Source organism: Nonomuraea sp. NPDC050227 (genome assembly GCF_044459705.1).
Taxonomy (GTDB): domain Bacteria; phylum Actinomycetota; class Actinomycetes; order Streptosporangiales; family Streptosporangiaceae; genus Nonomuraea.
On sequence record NZ_JBITJF010000005.1, the window covers coordinates 16224 to 30388 of the forward strand.

Annotated in this window: 14 protein-coding genes; 4 read left to right on the forward strand and 10 right to left on the reverse strand. The window is 74.9% G+C overall.

The features are described from left to right. The first annotated feature begins 74 nt into the window (after window positions 1-74). From ACIBK9_RS20440 to ACIBK9_RS20450, 3 genes are all read left to right on the forward strand, one after another. Entirely contained in the window at window positions 75-800 is a 726-nt protein-coding gene (locus ACIBK9_RS20440) for a LuxR C-terminal-related transcriptional regulator (protein ID WP_397160210.1), read from the forward strand. 70 nt (window positions 801-870) lie between these two features. Further along, the gene (locus ACIBK9_RS20445) at window positions 871-1407 is read left to right on the forward strand and encodes a hypothetical protein (RefSeq protein WP_358292730.1); all 537 of its coding nucleotides are present in this window, start codon (window positions 871-873) and stop codon (window positions 1405-1407) included. A gap of 90 nt (window positions 1408-1497) precedes the next feature. Then, window positions 1498-2661, forward strand: a complete 1164-nt coding sequence (locus ACIBK9_RS20450) for an FAD-dependent monooxygenase (RefSeq protein WP_397160212.1) — start codon at window positions 1498-1500, stop codon at window positions 2659-2661. Between the two features lie 28 nt (window positions 2662-2689). On the opposite strand, the gene ACIBK9_RS20455 is transcribed toward ACIBK9_RS20450, so the two are convergent. Next, window positions 2690-3232 carry a hypothetical protein gene (locus tag ACIBK9_RS20455; RefSeq protein WP_364336978.1) on the reverse strand — a complete coding sequence of 181 codons (543 nt, stop codon included), beginning with the start codon at window positions 3230-3232 and terminating at the stop codon, window positions 2690-2692. Window positions 3233-3346: 114 nt separating this feature from the next. On the opposite strand from ACIBK9_RS20455, the gene ACIBK9_RS20460 reads away from it, so the two are divergent. Further along, window positions 3347-4318 carry an alpha/beta hydrolase gene (locus tag ACIBK9_RS20460; RefSeq protein WP_397160214.1) on the forward strand — a complete coding sequence of 324 codons (972 nt, stop codon included), beginning with the start codon at window positions 3347-3349 and terminating at the stop codon, window positions 4316-4318. A 179-nt stretch (window positions 4319-4497) separates the two neighbouring features. On the opposite strand, the gene ACIBK9_RS20465 is transcribed toward ACIBK9_RS20460, so the two are convergent. Genes ACIBK9_RS20465 through ACIBK9_RS20505 form a run of 9 tightly spaced genes read right to left on the reverse strand, consistent with a single transcriptional unit; the run spans window position 4498 to window position 14132 of the window. Further along, window positions 4498-5505 carry an alpha/beta hydrolase gene (locus tag ACIBK9_RS20465; RefSeq protein ID WP_397160216.1) on the reverse strand — a complete coding sequence of 336 codons (1008 nt, stop codon included), beginning with the start codon at window positions 5503-5505 and terminating at the stop codon, window positions 4498-4500. Window positions 5506-5516: 11 nt separating this feature from the next. Then, complete coding sequence (locus ACIBK9_RS20470) at window positions 5517-6587, reverse strand: phosphotriesterase (protein WP_397160218.1); 1071 nt, start codon at window positions 6585-6587, stop codon at window positions 5517-5519. Next, window positions 6584-7678 (reverse strand): phosphotriesterase, encoded by a 1095-nt coding sequence (locus ACIBK9_RS20475; RefSeq protein WP_397160220.1) that lies wholly within the window; start codon window positions 7676-7678, stop codon window positions 6584-6586. Before ACIBK9_RS20475 ends, ACIBK9_RS20470 begins: the two co-directional genes overlap by 4 nt. A 45-nt stretch (window positions 7679-7723) precedes the next feature. After that, complete coding sequence (locus tag ACIBK9_RS20480; protein WP_397160222.1) at window positions 7724-9238, reverse strand: aldehyde dehydrogenase (NADP(+)); 1515 nt, start codon at window positions 9236-9238, stop codon at window positions 7724-7726. Beyond that, the gene (locus tag ACIBK9_RS20485) at window positions 9231-10739 is read right to left on the reverse strand and encodes an NAD(P)/FAD-dependent oxidoreductase (RefSeq protein WP_397160224.1); all 1509 of its coding nucleotides are present in this window, start codon (window positions 10737-10739) and stop codon (window positions 9231-9233) included. The genes ACIBK9_RS20480 and ACIBK9_RS20485 overlap by 8 nt, the downstream gene beginning before the upstream one ends. Further along, window positions 10732-11010, reverse strand: coding sequence for a (2Fe-2S)-binding protein (locus ACIBK9_RS20490; RefSeq protein WP_358292704.1), 279 nt, complete (start codon window positions 11008-11010; stop codon window positions 10732-10734). Before ACIBK9_RS20490 ends, ACIBK9_RS20485 begins: the two co-directional genes overlap by 8 nt. Next, a complete protein-coding gene (locus ACIBK9_RS20495) occupies window positions 11007-12197 on the reverse strand; it encodes an NAD(P)/FAD-dependent oxidoreductase (RefSeq protein ID WP_397160226.1) in 1191 nt (396 codons plus the stop codon). The genes ACIBK9_RS20490 and ACIBK9_RS20495 overlap by 4 nt, the downstream gene beginning before the upstream one ends. Window positions 12198-12228: 31 nt before the next feature. Beyond that, a complete protein-coding gene (locus ACIBK9_RS20500) occupies window positions 12229-13230 on the reverse strand; it encodes a proline racemase family protein (RefSeq protein ID WP_352329986.1) in 1002 nt (333 codons plus the stop codon). Beyond that, window positions 13227-14132: a dihydrodipicolinate synthase family protein gene (locus tag ACIBK9_RS20505; RefSeq protein WP_358292699.1), complete on the reverse strand. Its 906-nt coding sequence runs from the start codon at window positions 14130-14132 to the stop codon at window positions 13227-13229. Before ACIBK9_RS20505 ends, ACIBK9_RS20500 begins: the two co-directional genes overlap by 4 nt. Window positions 14133-14165: the final 33 nt, after the last annotated feature.

The following is a 14165-nucleotide window of genomic DNA, read 5'->3' on the forward strand; positions in this document are numbered from 1 at the left end:
GGACGGCGCCCCTCGTCGATTTGGGCATCCCTTCGTGGGGCGGGGAGAATGGGGTGCGCGTGCGGAGGAGGAGCGTGACCGAGAGCCAGTCGCTTGACCACCTCGCCCGCCGCCTGGAAGAGGTGGTCGGCGAGCTGCGCGGCATCCCCGTCGACGTCGAGCGGCTGGAGGACCCCGAGCTCGTCCGCCGGCAGATCCTGCGCGCCACCCGGTCGTCGGCCGAGCTGCGGGCCATGCACCCGGTGGGCTCGCGCGAGCAGGGCCGCGACGAGCAGCGCAGCCGGCGTACCGTGCTGGACGCCCTGCGGGAGGGCCTGTCGATGCGCACGATCGTCCATTCGAGCGTGCTGGACGACCCGCGCAAGGCGGCCCGCATCCAGGAGCTGCACGCCGCCGGCGACCTGCACCGGGTCATCGACGAGCCCATCCAGCAGCTCCTCATCTTCGACCGGTCCGTGGCGTTCGTCCGGATCACCCCGATCGCCTACACGCCGGGCGCGCTCATGATCAGGCAGCAGGGGCTGATCGCCACCCTCATCGACCTGTTCGAGCTGTCGTGGGCGCGGGCCAGGGAGGTCACCGAGCCGGCCCACCGGCTCTCGCCCCGGGAGCGGGAGGTGCTGGCGCTGATCGCCGAGGGCCGTTCCAACAGCGCCGTGGCCCGCGCCCTGTCGATCACGGAGGCGGCCGTCGGCAAGCACGTGGCCTCCATGTTCGCCAAGCTCGACCTGCCCGCGACCGACGACGCCAACCGGCGGGTGCTGGCGGTGCTGGCCTACCTGCGCGGCGTGGCGAGGTAGGGCCAGGGCTACCTCGTTCTCGTCCCAGCACCCGTGCGGGCGGGCCGCGGCGGGCGCTTCGATGGACGTCATGCAGAAAATGACTGGATTGCTGGTCGGCGCGGTGTTCGGCGCGGTGTTCGTCGTCGTCAACGCGCACGGCCCGCTCGGCTCCGTGACCGCGAACCTGCTGCGGGCCGCCGCGTGCCTGGCGGCGGCGGGCGTGCTGGCGATGTGGTTCCGTGCCGTGCGCGCGGAACGTCCCGCCGCGGCCGGCCGGCGGGGCATGTTCGGGCCCGGCTACCTGGCCGTGGTCGTGGCCGAGGCGGTCCTGCTGTTCGGCGGGCTGCGGGTGCTGGCCGCGCTCGGGCGTCCCGAGGAGGGGAACGTGGCGTGGGTGGCGTTCGTGGTGGGCGTGCACTTCGTCGCGCTGGCGCCGATCTGGAAGGACTGGAGCATCGCCGTGCCGGGCGTCGCGCTCACGCTGCTCGGCGCCGGCGGGCTCGTCCTGGCCGCCACGCCCGCGGTGGCGTGGGTGCCGGTCGTCAGCGGGGTGCTGTCCGGCGTCGTGCTGCTGGCCGGCAGCCTCACCCTCGGCCTGCGCGGTACGGCGCGGGCGGCGGCCTGACCGTCCGGCGGGCGCGCCTTCTCCCCCGGCACAGACCCTCTGATACTCTCTGTGCTGAATTGATTACTTTCTGTCGCTAGGGGAGCTAGTGTGAAGGTCGCCTGCGTCGGCGGTGGGCCCGCCAACCTGTACTTCTCGATCCTGATGAAACGGGTCGACCCGTCCCACGAGGTCGCCGTCTACGAGCGCAACCCGGCCGGGACCACCTACGGCTGGGGCGTGACCTACTGGGACGACCTGCTCAAGAACCTGCGCGCCGCCGACCCCGAGTCGGCGGACGTCATCAGGGAGAACTCGATCCGCTGGGACAGCTGGGTCACCCACATCCAGGACCGCGCGACGGTGTCGCTCACCGAGTCGGACGAGGGCTTCGGCATCTGCCGCCACCGCCTGCTCGACATCCTGGCCGACCGCGCCCGCTCCCTGGGCGTGCACGTCGAGCACGGCCGCGAGATCGCCTCCCGGGAGGAGCTCGACGCCGACCTGGTCGTGGCCGGTGACGGCATCAACAGCACGCTGCGCGCGCCGCACGCCGAGCATTTCGGCACCGAGATCGCGGTCGGCCGCAACCACTACATCTGGCTCGGCACCACGAAGGTCTTCGACGCCTTCACCTTCGCCTTCTCCGAGACGCCGCACGGCTGGATCTGGTGCTACTGCTACGTCTACAGCGGCGACCACAGCACGTGCGTCGTCGAGTGCTCCCCCGAGACCTGGAAGGGGCTCGGGCTCGACCAGGCCGACGCGGCCGACGGCCTGGCGCTGCTGGAGAAGATCTTCGCCGACGTCCTGGACGGCCATCCGCTGATCGGACGGGCGCACACCGACGGCAGCGCGTACTGGCTGAACTTCCGCACGCTGACCAACCGCACGTGGTACCACGACGACCTTGTCCTGCTCGGGGACGCCGCGCACACCACCCACTACTCCATCGGCGCGGGCACCGCCCTGGCCTTCGGGGACGCCGCCTTCCTGGTCAACGCGCTGAACCAGGAGCCGGAGCTCCCGGCCGCCCTCGCCCGCTACGACCGCGAACGCCGCAAGGCGATCCGCCCGCACCAGAAGTCGGCCCGGCTCAGCGCCCAGTGGTACGAGAACCTGACGCGTTACATCGACCTCTCGCCGGTCGAGTTCATCGCGCTGCTCGGCCAGCGGCACTCCCGGGTGCTGCCGCACCTGCCGCCCCGGCTGTACGTCCAGGTCGACCGCGTTCTCAGCGGGTTCGGCGGGTTCGGCGGCTCCGGCAAGGACTGACCGGGAGGCGCGCCCGCTCAGGCCCCGATCAGGGGAAGTCCTTGGGGTTCACGGGGCTGGTGCGGGCGTTGCCGCCCCTGACCGGGTTCAGGGTCAGCGTCCAGATGGTGTACTGCGTCGAGGTCGTGCGGAAGCGCAGCCGGTCGTTGAACTTCTGGTACGTCGCACCCCTGGTGAAGCGGCCCTTCGACACGCTGAACCGGTAGCCGGTGGTGAAGAAGATGCGGTACGTGCCGTCCCGGACGTCCCGGATGCGGGCCGTGGACCGCGCGCGGACGTAGACGCTGATCGCCTTGGTCCGGCCCTTGACGATGGTGACGACGCCGTCCTTCGACGTGCCGTTCTTGATCTTGAGTACGCCGCGGCCGCCGCTGAGACGGTCGTAGACGATCCGGCCGTTGGCCGGGCGGGAGGCCGCCTCCTGGACGGCCGAGGAGGTCTGGACGGCCGCGGCCTGCAGGCCCGCCGTGGCGGCGCCGGCCGGGGCGGAGGTCAGCAGCGTGCCGGTCAGTGCGACGGCGGCGACGACCCCCGCGCGTAGCGGGGTCGCTTCGAGGAGTCTCTTCACCATGGTCTTCTCCTTGGGGGACATGGTCGGACTGATCGCGTACCCGTGTATATCAGGACAGACCGCTTCTACGCTCGTAGACTTTAAGCCGCCCGTTCGGCTCCGAGAGGCGGCACGATGAGCTACGTCCCCGTTCCCTACGACCCTGAGCTGGCGGAAGGTCTCGCGGCGTTCCTGGCGGCGGTCGAGAGCGTTCCGCTGCGCGCGGACACCATCCAGCGCAACCGCGAGATCTTCGCCGAGCTCATCCCGCCCATGGAGACGATCGTCGCCGGCCGTCCCGTCGAGTGGTGGGACGTGGACGTGCCCGGCCCCGAGGGCGCTCCCGACGTCACGCTCACGGTCGTCCGTCCCAAGGGCGGCCCCGCGCCCGGCGCGGCGGCCGTGTACGAGATCCACGGCGGCGGGATGATCCTCGGCACCCGCTTCTTCGGCATCGAGGGCCTGATCCAGGCGGCCCTGGCGCACGGCATGGTCGGGGTGACGGTCGAGTACCGGCTCGCCCCGGAGAACCCGGCCCCGGCGGCGGCCGAGGACTGCTACGCGGGCTTCGTCTGGACCGCCGGACACGCCGAGGAGCTGGGGTTCGACCCGGGGCGGCTGCTCGTGTCCGGCTTCAGCGCGGGCGGCGGGCTCACCGCGTCCGTCGGCATCATGGCCCGCGACCGGAACGGCCCCGCCGCCGCCGGGCTCTACGTCGGCGCACCCATGATCGACGACCGGAACTCGACCGTGTCGAGCCTCCAGTACGACGGCATCGGCGCCTGGGACCGCAACAACAACGACACCGCCTGGACCGCCCTGCTCGGCGACCGGCGCGGCGGCCCGGACGTGCTGCCGCACGAGGTCCCGGCGCGGGCGGCCGACCTGTCGGGGCTGCCGCCGGTCTTCGTCGAGGTCGGGGCGGCCGAGGTGTTCCGGGACGAGGCGGTCGAGTTCGCCGGCCGCATCTGGGCGACCGGCGGCCAGGCGGAACTGCACGTGTGGGCCGGCGGCCACCACGGCTTCACCGGCACCCCAGGCGCCCGCGTCTCCCGCGCCGCCCAGGAAGCCAAACACTCCTGGCTGCAACGCACCCTGGGCATCTGACCCCACCCGCCAGCCCCCTCCACACCGCGAGGGGGCGGGGGGCCGGGAGGCGCGGGCATCTCCCCCTGCCCCAACCCCACACGACGCCCGGGGAGCGATGAACCGGAGGGCCTTGGGCACCTCCCCCTCCCCCCACCACCCCGGACGCCTTCCGCGCGACGCGGGGACGGTGTGTGGGGTCAGGGGGTGAGGGTGCGGCGGAGCCAGGAGAGGCGGGTGGCGAGGGCGGCGCGGGTGATCTCGTGGTCCGGCGCGAAGATGTCGAACCCGTGGAAGGCGCCGTTCCAGATGTGCAGCTCGGCCTGCCCGCCGGCCGCCCAGATCCGCGTGGCGTACGCGACGTCCTCGTCACGGAACAGCTCGGCGGCCCCCGCCTCGACGAACGCGGGCGGCAGCCCCGACAGGTCGGTCGCCCGCGCCGGGGCCGCGTGACAGGGCACGTCGGCGTCCGGGTCGCCGGCCCGCTCGCCGAGCAGTGCCCGCCAGCCCAGCAGGTTCAGGGCGCGCGGCCAGGTGCCGAGGTCGTCGTACTGGTGGCTGGAGACGGTGGTGTTGCGGTCGTCCAGCATCGGGCACAGCAGGAGCTGGCCGGCCAGGCGCGGGCCGCCGCGGTCGCGGGCCAGCAGGGCGACCCCGGCCGCCAGGCCGCCGCCGGCGCTGCCGCCCATGACCACCACCCGCCCGGGATCCACGCCGAGCTCGGCGGCGTGCCGCGACATCCAGGCCAGCCCGGCGTAGCAGTCCTCGACCGGCGCCGGGTGGGGGTGCTCGGGGGCCAGGCGGTACTCGACGTTGACGGCGACGACGCCCAGCTCCTCGACGAGCGCGACCAGGCGCGGCGTGTCCATGGCCCGATGGCCGGTGATCATGCCGCCGCCGTGGATGTTGTACAGCCCGGGGACCGGGGCCCGCAGGCGGCGCGGGCGCAGCACCGTGACCTCCAGGTCCGGCGCGCCGGCCGGGCCGGGGACGAGCAGCTCCTCGGCGTCGATCTCGCGGTCGCCGATCACCTCGGCGACCGGCGGCATGGGCATGGCCGCCCCGGCGGCGCGCATCAGCGGGATGGTCTCCAGGGTGGGGGCGGGGCCGTTCGGCCGGGGCATGCCGTCCAGGACCACGGCCAGCGCCGGGTCGAAGGGCACGGGGACGGGGGGCACGGGAGTCGGAGGCACGGGGGTGGGGGGCATGGTTCTCCTGGTCACTGCGGTTCTGCGAAGGTGAGCGCCCGTGCCGGGTTCTCGACCATGATCATGTGGGTGGCCTCGGGGCTGACGCCGAGGCGGCGCAGGGCGGGCAGGAAGTGCCGCGGGATGTAGTCGTAGCCCTTGCCGCCGTACCGCTTGAGCTGGATCTTCTGGCACACGTCGTGGCCGAGCACGATCTGGCCCGCGTACCCGCGCTCGACCAGGTCGGCGATGCCGCGCAGCACCTTGTGGTCGCTGCCCAGGACCAGGTGCCCCCACGGGCTGCCCGGCGCGGCCAGGAAGTCGAACTCGACGAAGACGCCGCGGGCCAGCAGCCGCTCGGCGAACTCCGGGCCGGACAGGACGTCCATGCAGTGGCCCAGGACGACGTTGCCGGGGGCGACGCCCTCCTCCTGGAGGATGTCGAGCACCCGGAACTTCTCCTCGCCGACGCCGCCGACGTGGAAGGTGACCGGCGCGCCGGTGACGCGGGCGGCCCGTCCGGCGGCCCGCACGCTCTTGAGCTCGCCGCCGGTCAGCGGCACCGACTCCGCGCCGACCTCGCCGATGACGCCCGCGCGCACGCCGGTGCCGTCGGCCCCGAGCACGACGTCGCGCACGATGACGTCGGCCAGCTCGTCCACGGTGCGCTCGTCCATGTCGGCCGGATGGAACGCCGGGGTGTACCAGCCGCCGCCCATGACGATGTGCATCCCGGTGGCCCGGGACAGCCGCAGCAGCGCCTCGGGGTCGCGGCCGAGGCCGATGGGCGAGACCTCGACCATGGTGCGCCCACCGCTGTGGGCGAAGGCGAGGGTCTCGGCGAGCATCTCGTCGAAGTCGCCCAGCAGGTCGTTGTCGGCGTTCGGCCCGCCGTGGCGGGTGCGGGCGAGGTTGGCCAGGGTGAGCGGCTCGGCCGCCGCCGGCGCGTCCTCGCCGGGCCGGCGGGACCGGGCGGGCCTGCGCAGGTCGATGAAGATGTGCTCGTGCATGGACGTCTGCCCGAGCAGCGCCGGGTCCACCGGGCCGGCGACGGTGAGCGCCTGCCCGGCCAGGTCGGGGATGGGGAAGGGGTAGCGGCTCACGAGCCCGCCTCCTCGGTCCGGAGCGTGAGCAGCCGCCTCGGGTTGCGCACGGTGACGGTCTCGATCAGCTCGTCGTCGGCTCCGAGCATCCTCAGGTACGGCACGAACTGCCGCAGGACGAAGGCGTAACCGCCGCCGCCGTAGGCGAGGAGCTGGGACTTGGCCCGTACGCCCTGCGACAGCAGGAGGCGTCCGGCGTGGCCGCGGCGGGCGAGTTCGAGCACGGCCGCGGCGACGTCCTGGTCGTCGGAGACGCTGAGCGCGGTGGGCAGCCTGCCGAGCTGGTCGAACTGCACGAAGACGCCGCGCCCGAGCAGCGGTTCGAGGTCGTCGGGCCGCGGGGAGAGCGCGTCGCAGTGGCCGACGGCCACCCGAGTGAGGTCCGCGCCCTCATCGGCGAGCAGGTCGAGGACGCGCTGCTGGACGGCCGGGTCCTCGTTGCGGGCCAGCGAGACGGCGGCGCCGGTGGCCGCCGCCGCGCGGGCCGCGGCGACCAGGAGCGCGCGCTCGGCGGGCACGCCGGGGTCGAGCGCGGCCAGCTCGCCGATGATGCCGGCCCGCACCCCGCGCACGCCCTCGGTGAGGTCGCGGACCAGCTCCTCGGTCAACTCCTCGGCCGGTGCGGCGGCGTCCCGGGCCGAGGTCGGGGCGGCGGGGCCGGCGGTCCGTGCCGGGTGGTGACGGCCGCAGCCCATGACGACGGTCACGCCGGTCTCTTCGGCGAGCCGGCGCAGCCCGGCCGGGTCGCGGCCGAACCCGTCGGTCGTCAGGTCCACCACCGTGCCGCCGCCGGCCTCCCGGAACGCGGCCAGCTCGGCGGCGGCCAGGCCCGCGTCGCCGAGCAGCAGGTCGTCCCGGTTGACGGCGCCCATGCCGACCTCGCCGAGCAGGTCCATCGTCAGCGGCGCGCGGTAGAGCCACAGGGCGCCGGCCGCCGTGGGACGGGTGCGGCCGGTACGCGCCCAGGACTCGGGCGTGTCGTCGGGCGGGGCGAAGTCGCTCAGCAGGTGCTCATGCGGCAGGACCGCGCCCAGCGAGGCCGCTGGGACCTCGCCGGTGACGGCCACGACCGTGGCATCGGTGGTGGACACACGAGCAATATAGCCCCAGAGCGTCTACAAGTGTAGATAAAAGCGTCAGGCGACTCCGTCCACCGTCCGGGGGACGCCGAGCGGGTTGGCCTCGCGCAGCTCCGGCGGCAGAAGGGGGTCGGGGGTGTCCTGGAAGCACACCGGGCGCAGCCAGCGCTCGATCGCGGTGCCGCCGACCGAGGTCGAGGTGCTGGTCGAGGCCGGGTACGGCCCGCCGTGCTGCATCGCGGGCGCGACCGACACGCCCGTGGGCCAGCCGTCCACGACGACCCGCCCGGCCAGCCCGGCGAGCCTGGCCACCAGGCCGGCCGCCGCGCCCTCGCGCTCGTCGGCCGCCAGGTGCGCGGTCGCGGTGAGGTTGCCGGGCAGCGCGTCGAGCACGGCGTCCCGCTCGGACTCCGAGCCGTACCGGGCCACGACGGTGACCGGTCCGAAGCACTCCTCCAGCAGCTCGGCGTGGGCGTCGCCGTCCGCGAGCCGCTCGGCCGCCACGGTCAGCACGCCCGGCCGGACGGCCAGCGGCGCGGCGTCGTCCTCGCCCGCGGCCAGCGCCTGTGTGACCCCGGGAAGCTGGGCGCGGGAGCGCACGCCGTCCAGGAAGGCCGCCCGCATGCGCGGGTCGAGCAGCGGTCCGGCGGGCACGGCGGCCGTGACCACGGCGTCGAGCACCGCGTCGCCCGCCGGGCCCGCGGGCAGCAGGACCAGGCCCGGCTTGACGCAGAACTGGCCGAGTCCCTGGGTGTAGGAGGCGGCCAGGCCCGCGCCGATCTCGGCCGCCCTGGTCGCGGCGGCCCGCTCGGTCACCACGACCGGGTTGAGGCTGCCCAGCTCGCCGTGGAACGGGATCGGCCGCGGACGCGCGGCGGCCAGGTCGTGCAGCGCCCGCCCGCCGCGTACCGAGCCGGTGAAGCCGACGGCGGCGGTCAGCGGGTGCCGGACCAGCTCCGGGCCCGCCGCGAAGCCGTGGACCAGGCCCACGACGTCGGCCGGCAGACCGGCCTTCTCCGCGGCGGCGCGCAGCGCGCGGGCGGTCAGGACGCTGGTCGCCGGATGGTCCGGATGCGCCTTGACGACGACCGGGCAGCCGGCGGCCAGCGCGCTGGCGGTGTCGCCGCCCGGCACGCTGAAGGCCAGCGGGAAGTTGCTCGCCGCGAACACCGCGACCACGCCCAGCGGCACCTTGTAGCGCCGCAGGTCGGGGCGGGGGGCCGGGCGGGCGGCCGGGTCGGCGTGGTCGATGATCACGTCCAGGAAGGCGCCCGACTCGGCCACGTCGGCGAAGGCCCGCAGCTGGTAGCAGGTGCGGGCCAGCTCGCCGGTGAGGCGGACCCGGCCGAGCGCGGTCTCCGCGTCGGCGGTCGCGATGATCTCCTCGCCGCCCTCCTCCAGCAGCGCGGCGGCGGTACGCAGCAGGTCGGCGCGTACGGACCGGTCGGCCAGGGCGGGGGCGGCGGCGGCAGCGGCGCGCACGGCGCGGTCCACGTCCCGCGGCGTCGACTCCGCCGCGACGCGCTCGCGGGGCTGTCCGGTACGCGGGTCGACGCTCAGCACGTCACTCACGGTCTCGTCCTCTTTCATGGTCTTCGTCGGGGGCGTCGTCAGGGGTTTCGTCTGGGGCGTCGGGGTTGTCGTCGTCGAGCGCGGCCAGCTCGCCCAGGGACACCGGGGCCGCCAGGCTCCGGGTGGACAGCGGGCGCAGGTCGCCGGCCGTGCTCTCGCGGCGGCTCAGGCAGGCCGCGACGCCGGCGGTGGCGAACCCGCACACCCGTCCCTGGCACCAGCCCATGCCCGGCCGGGCCAGCATCTTCAGCGTGCGCGGGTCGCCCGCGCCCAGCTCGTCGTGGGCGCGGCGCAGGTCGCCGTAGGAGACCTCCTCGCAGCGGCAGACCAGCGTCTCGTCCCGCAGCCAGGACGTCCAGGCGCGCGGCACGGGGTAGGTCCGGTGCATGGCCGCGGCGAAGCGCCGCCCGCGGGCGATCGACCGGCGCAACCGGCCCATGAGCGCCGGGTCGGCCCGGCGGCCCAGCGTACGGGCCAGGGCGAGGGCGCTCAGCCGGCCCTCCTGCCGGGCCAGGACGGCGCCGCCGACGCCGGTCGCCTCGCCCGCGACGTACAGGCCGGGGACGCCGGTGCGCTGGAAGGCGTCCACGGTCACGACCAGCGAGCCGTCGACGTCCTTCCTGGTGTCGGCGCCGAGCATGAGCGGCAGTTCGAGGGACGGCGTGAACCCCCAGCCGAGCGCGACGAGGTCGGCGGAGATCTCGCGGACCGGCCCGGCCGGGCGGCCGTCGCGGCCGAGCCGGGCCAGCCGGACGGCCTCGACCCGGTCCTCGCCCAGGATCTCGGTGACCACGGTCCCGGTGCGGTACGGCACGCGGTGGCGGCCCATCAGCACGGCGTACCGCAGCGCCTCCAGCCCCTTGGCCGGCACGGACGCGGCGCCGCGCGGGTCGCGCAGCCAGCCGAGCGTGGCGTTGGCCTCGGCGACCGCCGCCACCCTGGCCCCGGCCGCGGCCAGGCCGGTGGCGACCGGCAGCAGGAACGGCCCGGTCCCGGCGACGACCGCCCGGCGGCCCGCGAGCGTGCGCTGCCCCTTGAGCAGGGCCTGCACTCCCCCGGCGGCCATCACGCCGGGCAGGTCCCAGCCGGGGACGGGCAGCTGCCGGTCGTAGCCGCCGGGGCACAGGATCAGCGCGCGGGCGGTCACCGTCGTGCCGGACGCCCCCTCCTCGGGGACGGTGGGCGTCGTGCGCAGCGTGAACGTGCCCGCGCCGTCGCGGGTCGCCAGCCAGACCTGGTGGCCGGGCAGGTAGCGGACCCGTCCGGCGGCGGTCAGGGTGCGCAGCCGGTCGCGCAGCCGGGTGAAGACCGGCCAGTCGTGGTGCCCGGCGGCGTCCTCGGGGCGGGCGTGGCGTTCGTCGTAGTGCCGCCAGTACTGGCCGCCCGGCTGGCGGGCGCCGTCCACGAGGGCCACGTCCAGCCCGGCCTCGGCGGCCTCGACGGCGGCGGCCAGCCCCGCAGGGCCCGCGCCGACCACGGCGACGTCGTGCGTCTCACGCATGACGACCTCCCTGCTCGCCGTCCGCCGGGGCGTCGTCGCCGAGGCGCATGCCGTCGCGCGCCGGGACCAGGCAGGCGCGCAGGTCCGGGACGCCGTCGACGGTGATGAGGCAGTCGAAGCAGACGCCGATGCCGCAGAACAGGCCACGCGGCCGGCCGGCCCCGCGGGTGGTGCGCCAGTCGAGGATGCCGGCCGCGACCAGGGCGGCCCCGACGCTCTGGCCGGGCTCGGCGGGGACGCTCGCGCCACGGAAGGTCATCTGGTGGGTCATCGGGGCCCCTCCTCGGTCGCGGCGGACTCGGTGCCGGGGAAACGGTCGGGGGCGGGGAAGCGGTCGGGGGCGAACGGCTTGAGGTCGAGGTCCGGGGTGCGGCCGGTGAGCGCCTGGGCGACGAGCTTGCCGGTGCCCGCGGACAGTCCGATGCCCGCGCCCTCGTGCCCGCAGGCGTGCCACAACCCGGGCGCGCGCGGGTCGGGCCCGATCACCGGCAGATGGTCCGGGCAGTACGGCCGGAAGCCCAGGTACGTGCGCATGGCCCGGACGTCCCGCAACATCGGGAACAGCGCGATCGCCTTGGCCGCCAGCGCCCCGGCCGCCCGCGGGGAGAACGTGCGGTCGAAGCCGACGCGCTCCCGGGAGGCGCCGATGAGGATCGTGCCGCTGCCGGTGCCCTCCACGACGGGCGAGGTCTGCAGGGCGGCGTCGGAGCTGGCCACGTCCCCGACGTACTCGGCGGCGTAGACCTTGTGGCGGATCGTCCGCGGCGGCATGGGCTGGGTGACCAGCACGAACCCGCGCCTGGGCAGGACGGGCACGTGCACCCCGGCCAGGGCGGCGACGTCGCCGGCCCACGTGCCGGTCGCGTTGAGCACCGCCCCGGCGGGCAGGTCGCCGGCCGTGGTGCGCACGCCGGTCACCCGGCGCCCGTCGCGCAGGAAGCCGGTGACGCCGGTGCCGGTGCGCACCTCGGCGCCGTGCGCGCGGGCCAGCCGCAGCAGGTGGGCGACCACCAGCATGGGCTGGACCTGGGCGTCCTGGGGGTAGAAGGCGGCTCCGGCGAGTCCGGGCGCGAGGTGCGGCTCGTAGTCGCGCAGCTCCTCCGCCGCCACGTCGCGCACCTCGACGCCGTGGCGGCGCTGGTGCTCGCCCAGCTCGCGCAGCGAGGCCAGGCCGGGCCCGGACGCCGCGACGACCAGCCCGCCCTTGGCCTCGAACTCCCACAGCCCGGCGTGCTCGGCCAGGTCCTCGCGCCACACCCGCTGGGAGTAGAGCGCGAGGTCGAGCTCGGGCCCGGCCTCCTTGTCGGACACGAGCAGGTTGCCCTCGCCCGCGCTGGAGGTGCCCCCGGCGATGGCGCCGCGCTCGACGACCACCACGCGCAGCCCGGCCAGCGCGGCGAAGTACGCGCCGGCGGCGCCCACCACGCCGGCGCCGACCACGACGAGGTCGGCGCTCACGGCGTGCCCTTCGCGCCGCCCGCCCGGCGGCTCACAGCAGGAACCCCGCCGGGAAGGGGTCGGTCGGGTCGAGGTGGAACTGCGAGGTGCCGGTGACCCAGGCGCGGCCGGTGATCGAGGGCAGCACGGCGGGCAGCGGGCCGACCGTGGTCTCGCCGAGCAGCCGCCCGGTGAAGCGGGTGCCGATGAAGGACTCGTTGACGAAGTCGTCGCCGAGGGCCAGCTCGCCCCTGGCGTGGAACTGGGCCATGCGGGCGCTGGTGCCGGTGCCGCACGGCGAACGGTCGAACCAGCCGGGGTGGATGGCCATGGCGTGCCTGGACAGCTGCGCCGTCGAGCCGGGGGCGGCCAGGTAGACGTGATGGCAGCCGTTGATGTCGGGCCGCTCGGGGTGGACCGGGCGGTCGTGCTCGTTGACGGCGTCCATGATCGCGAGCCCGGCCGACAGCAGGTCGCCGGCGCGGGCCCGGTCGAAGGGCAGTCCCAGCTCGGCCAGCTCGACGAAGGCGTAGAAGTTGCCGCCGAAGGCCAGGTCGTAGCCGATCTCCCCGAAGCCGGGCACCTCGACCTTGCGGTCCAGCGCGTACGCGAACGAGGGCACGTTCTGGATGGTCACCGAGGTCGCCGCGCCGTCCTCGACCGCCACGGACGCCACCACGAGCCCGGCCGGCGTGTCGAGCCGGATCGTGGTGACCGGCTCGACCACGGGCACCATCCCGGTCTCCACCAGGACGGTCGCCACGCCGATCGTGCCGTGGCCGCACATCGGCAGCAACCCGGAGACCTCGATGAACAGCACGCCGTAGTCGGCGTCGGGCCGGGTGGGCGGCTGGAGGATCGCCCCGCTCATCGCGGCGTGGCCGCGCGGCTCGTACATGAGCAGCGTGCGCACGTCGTCGCTGTTCTCCATGAACCACAGCCGGCGCTCGGCCATGGTCGCCCCCGGGATGGCGCCGACGCCGCCGACGATCACGCGGGTGGGCATGCCCTCGGTGTGGGAGTCGACGGCGTGGAAGGTGCGACGTGATCTCACTTGTAGCCCTTTTCCAGGACGGCCTCGGTGTCGGCGGTGATGCGGGCGACCAGCTCGGGCGCGAGCGGCAGGCGCGGCGGACGGCAGGCGCCGCCCCTGCGCCCGGCCAGGTCCATGGACAGCTTGATCGACTGCACGAACTCGGGCTTGGAGTCCCAGCGCAGCAGCGGGTGCAGGTCGCGGTAGACGCGCAGCGCCTCGGGCAGGTCGGCGGGGTCGCCCGAGGTGGCCAGCCGGTACAGGCGGGTCGTGGACTGCGGGATCATGTTCGGGTACCCGGCGATCCAGCCGACGGCCCCGGCCAGGCCCAGCTCCAGCAGCACGTCGTCGGCCCCGATGAGCAGGTCCAGCTCCGGCGCCAGCTCGGCGATCTCGTACGCCCTGCGCACGTCCCCGGTGAACTCCTTGACGCCGACGATCAGGCCCTCGTGGTACAGCTCGGCCAGCAGGGCGGGGGTCAGGTCGACCTTGGTGTCGAACGGGTTGTTGTAGGCCACGACCGGCAGCCCGGCCTTGGCGACCTCCCGGTAGTGGGCGACGACGGCCTCGCGCGGGGCCCGGTAGGCGTTCGGCGGCAGCAGCAGCACGGACGTGGCCCCCGCCTCGGCGGCCTGCTCGGCCCACCGGCGGGCCTCCATGGAGCCGTACGCGGCCACGCCCGGCATGACGCCGAACCCGGGCGGCGCGGCCTGGACGGCCGTCTCGACGACGCGGGCCCGCTCCTGCGGCGTGAGCGTCTGGTACTCGCCCAGCGAGCCGTTGGGCGTCACACCGTCACAGCCGCCTTCGGCCAGGAAGCGCACGTGCTCGGCGAACCCGTCGTAGTCCACGGAGAGGTCGTCGGCGAAGGGCAGGGCCGTCGCGACGTGGATGCCGCGCCACGGCGTGGCGGAGGTGGTCATGCTGAGGTCTCCTCACATGGGGATATTCGAGAG

Coding starts and splice junctions, on each gene's coding strand:
- ACIBK9_RS20460 (WP_397160214.1), top strand. CDS start 3,347: ATGAGCTACGTCCCCGTTCCCTACGACCCTGAGCTGGCGGAAGGTCTC.
- ACIBK9_RS20505 (WP_358292699.1), bottom strand. CDS start 14,132: ATGACCACCTCCGCCACGCCGTGGCGCGGCATCCACGTCGCGACGGCC.
- ACIBK9_RS20465 (WP_397160216.1), bottom strand. CDS start 5,505: ATGCCCCCCACCCCCGTGCCTCCGACTCCCGTGCCCCCCGTCCCCGTG.
- ACIBK9_RS20485 (WP_397160224.1), bottom strand. CDS start 10,739: ATGCGTGAGACGCACGACGTCGCCGTGGTCGGCGCGGGCCCTGCGGGG.
- ACIBK9_RS20455 (WP_364336978.1), bottom strand. CDS start 3,232: ATGGTGAAGAGACTCCTCGAAGCGACCCCGCTACGCGCGGGGGTCGTC.
- ACIBK9_RS20490 (WP_358292704.1), bottom strand. CDS start 11,010: ATGACCCACCAGATGACCTTCCGTGGCGCGAGCGTCCCCGCCGAGCCC.
- ACIBK9_RS20445 (WP_358292730.1), top strand. CDS start 871: ATGCAGAAAATGACTGGATTGCTGGTCGGCGCGGTGTTCGGCGCGGTG.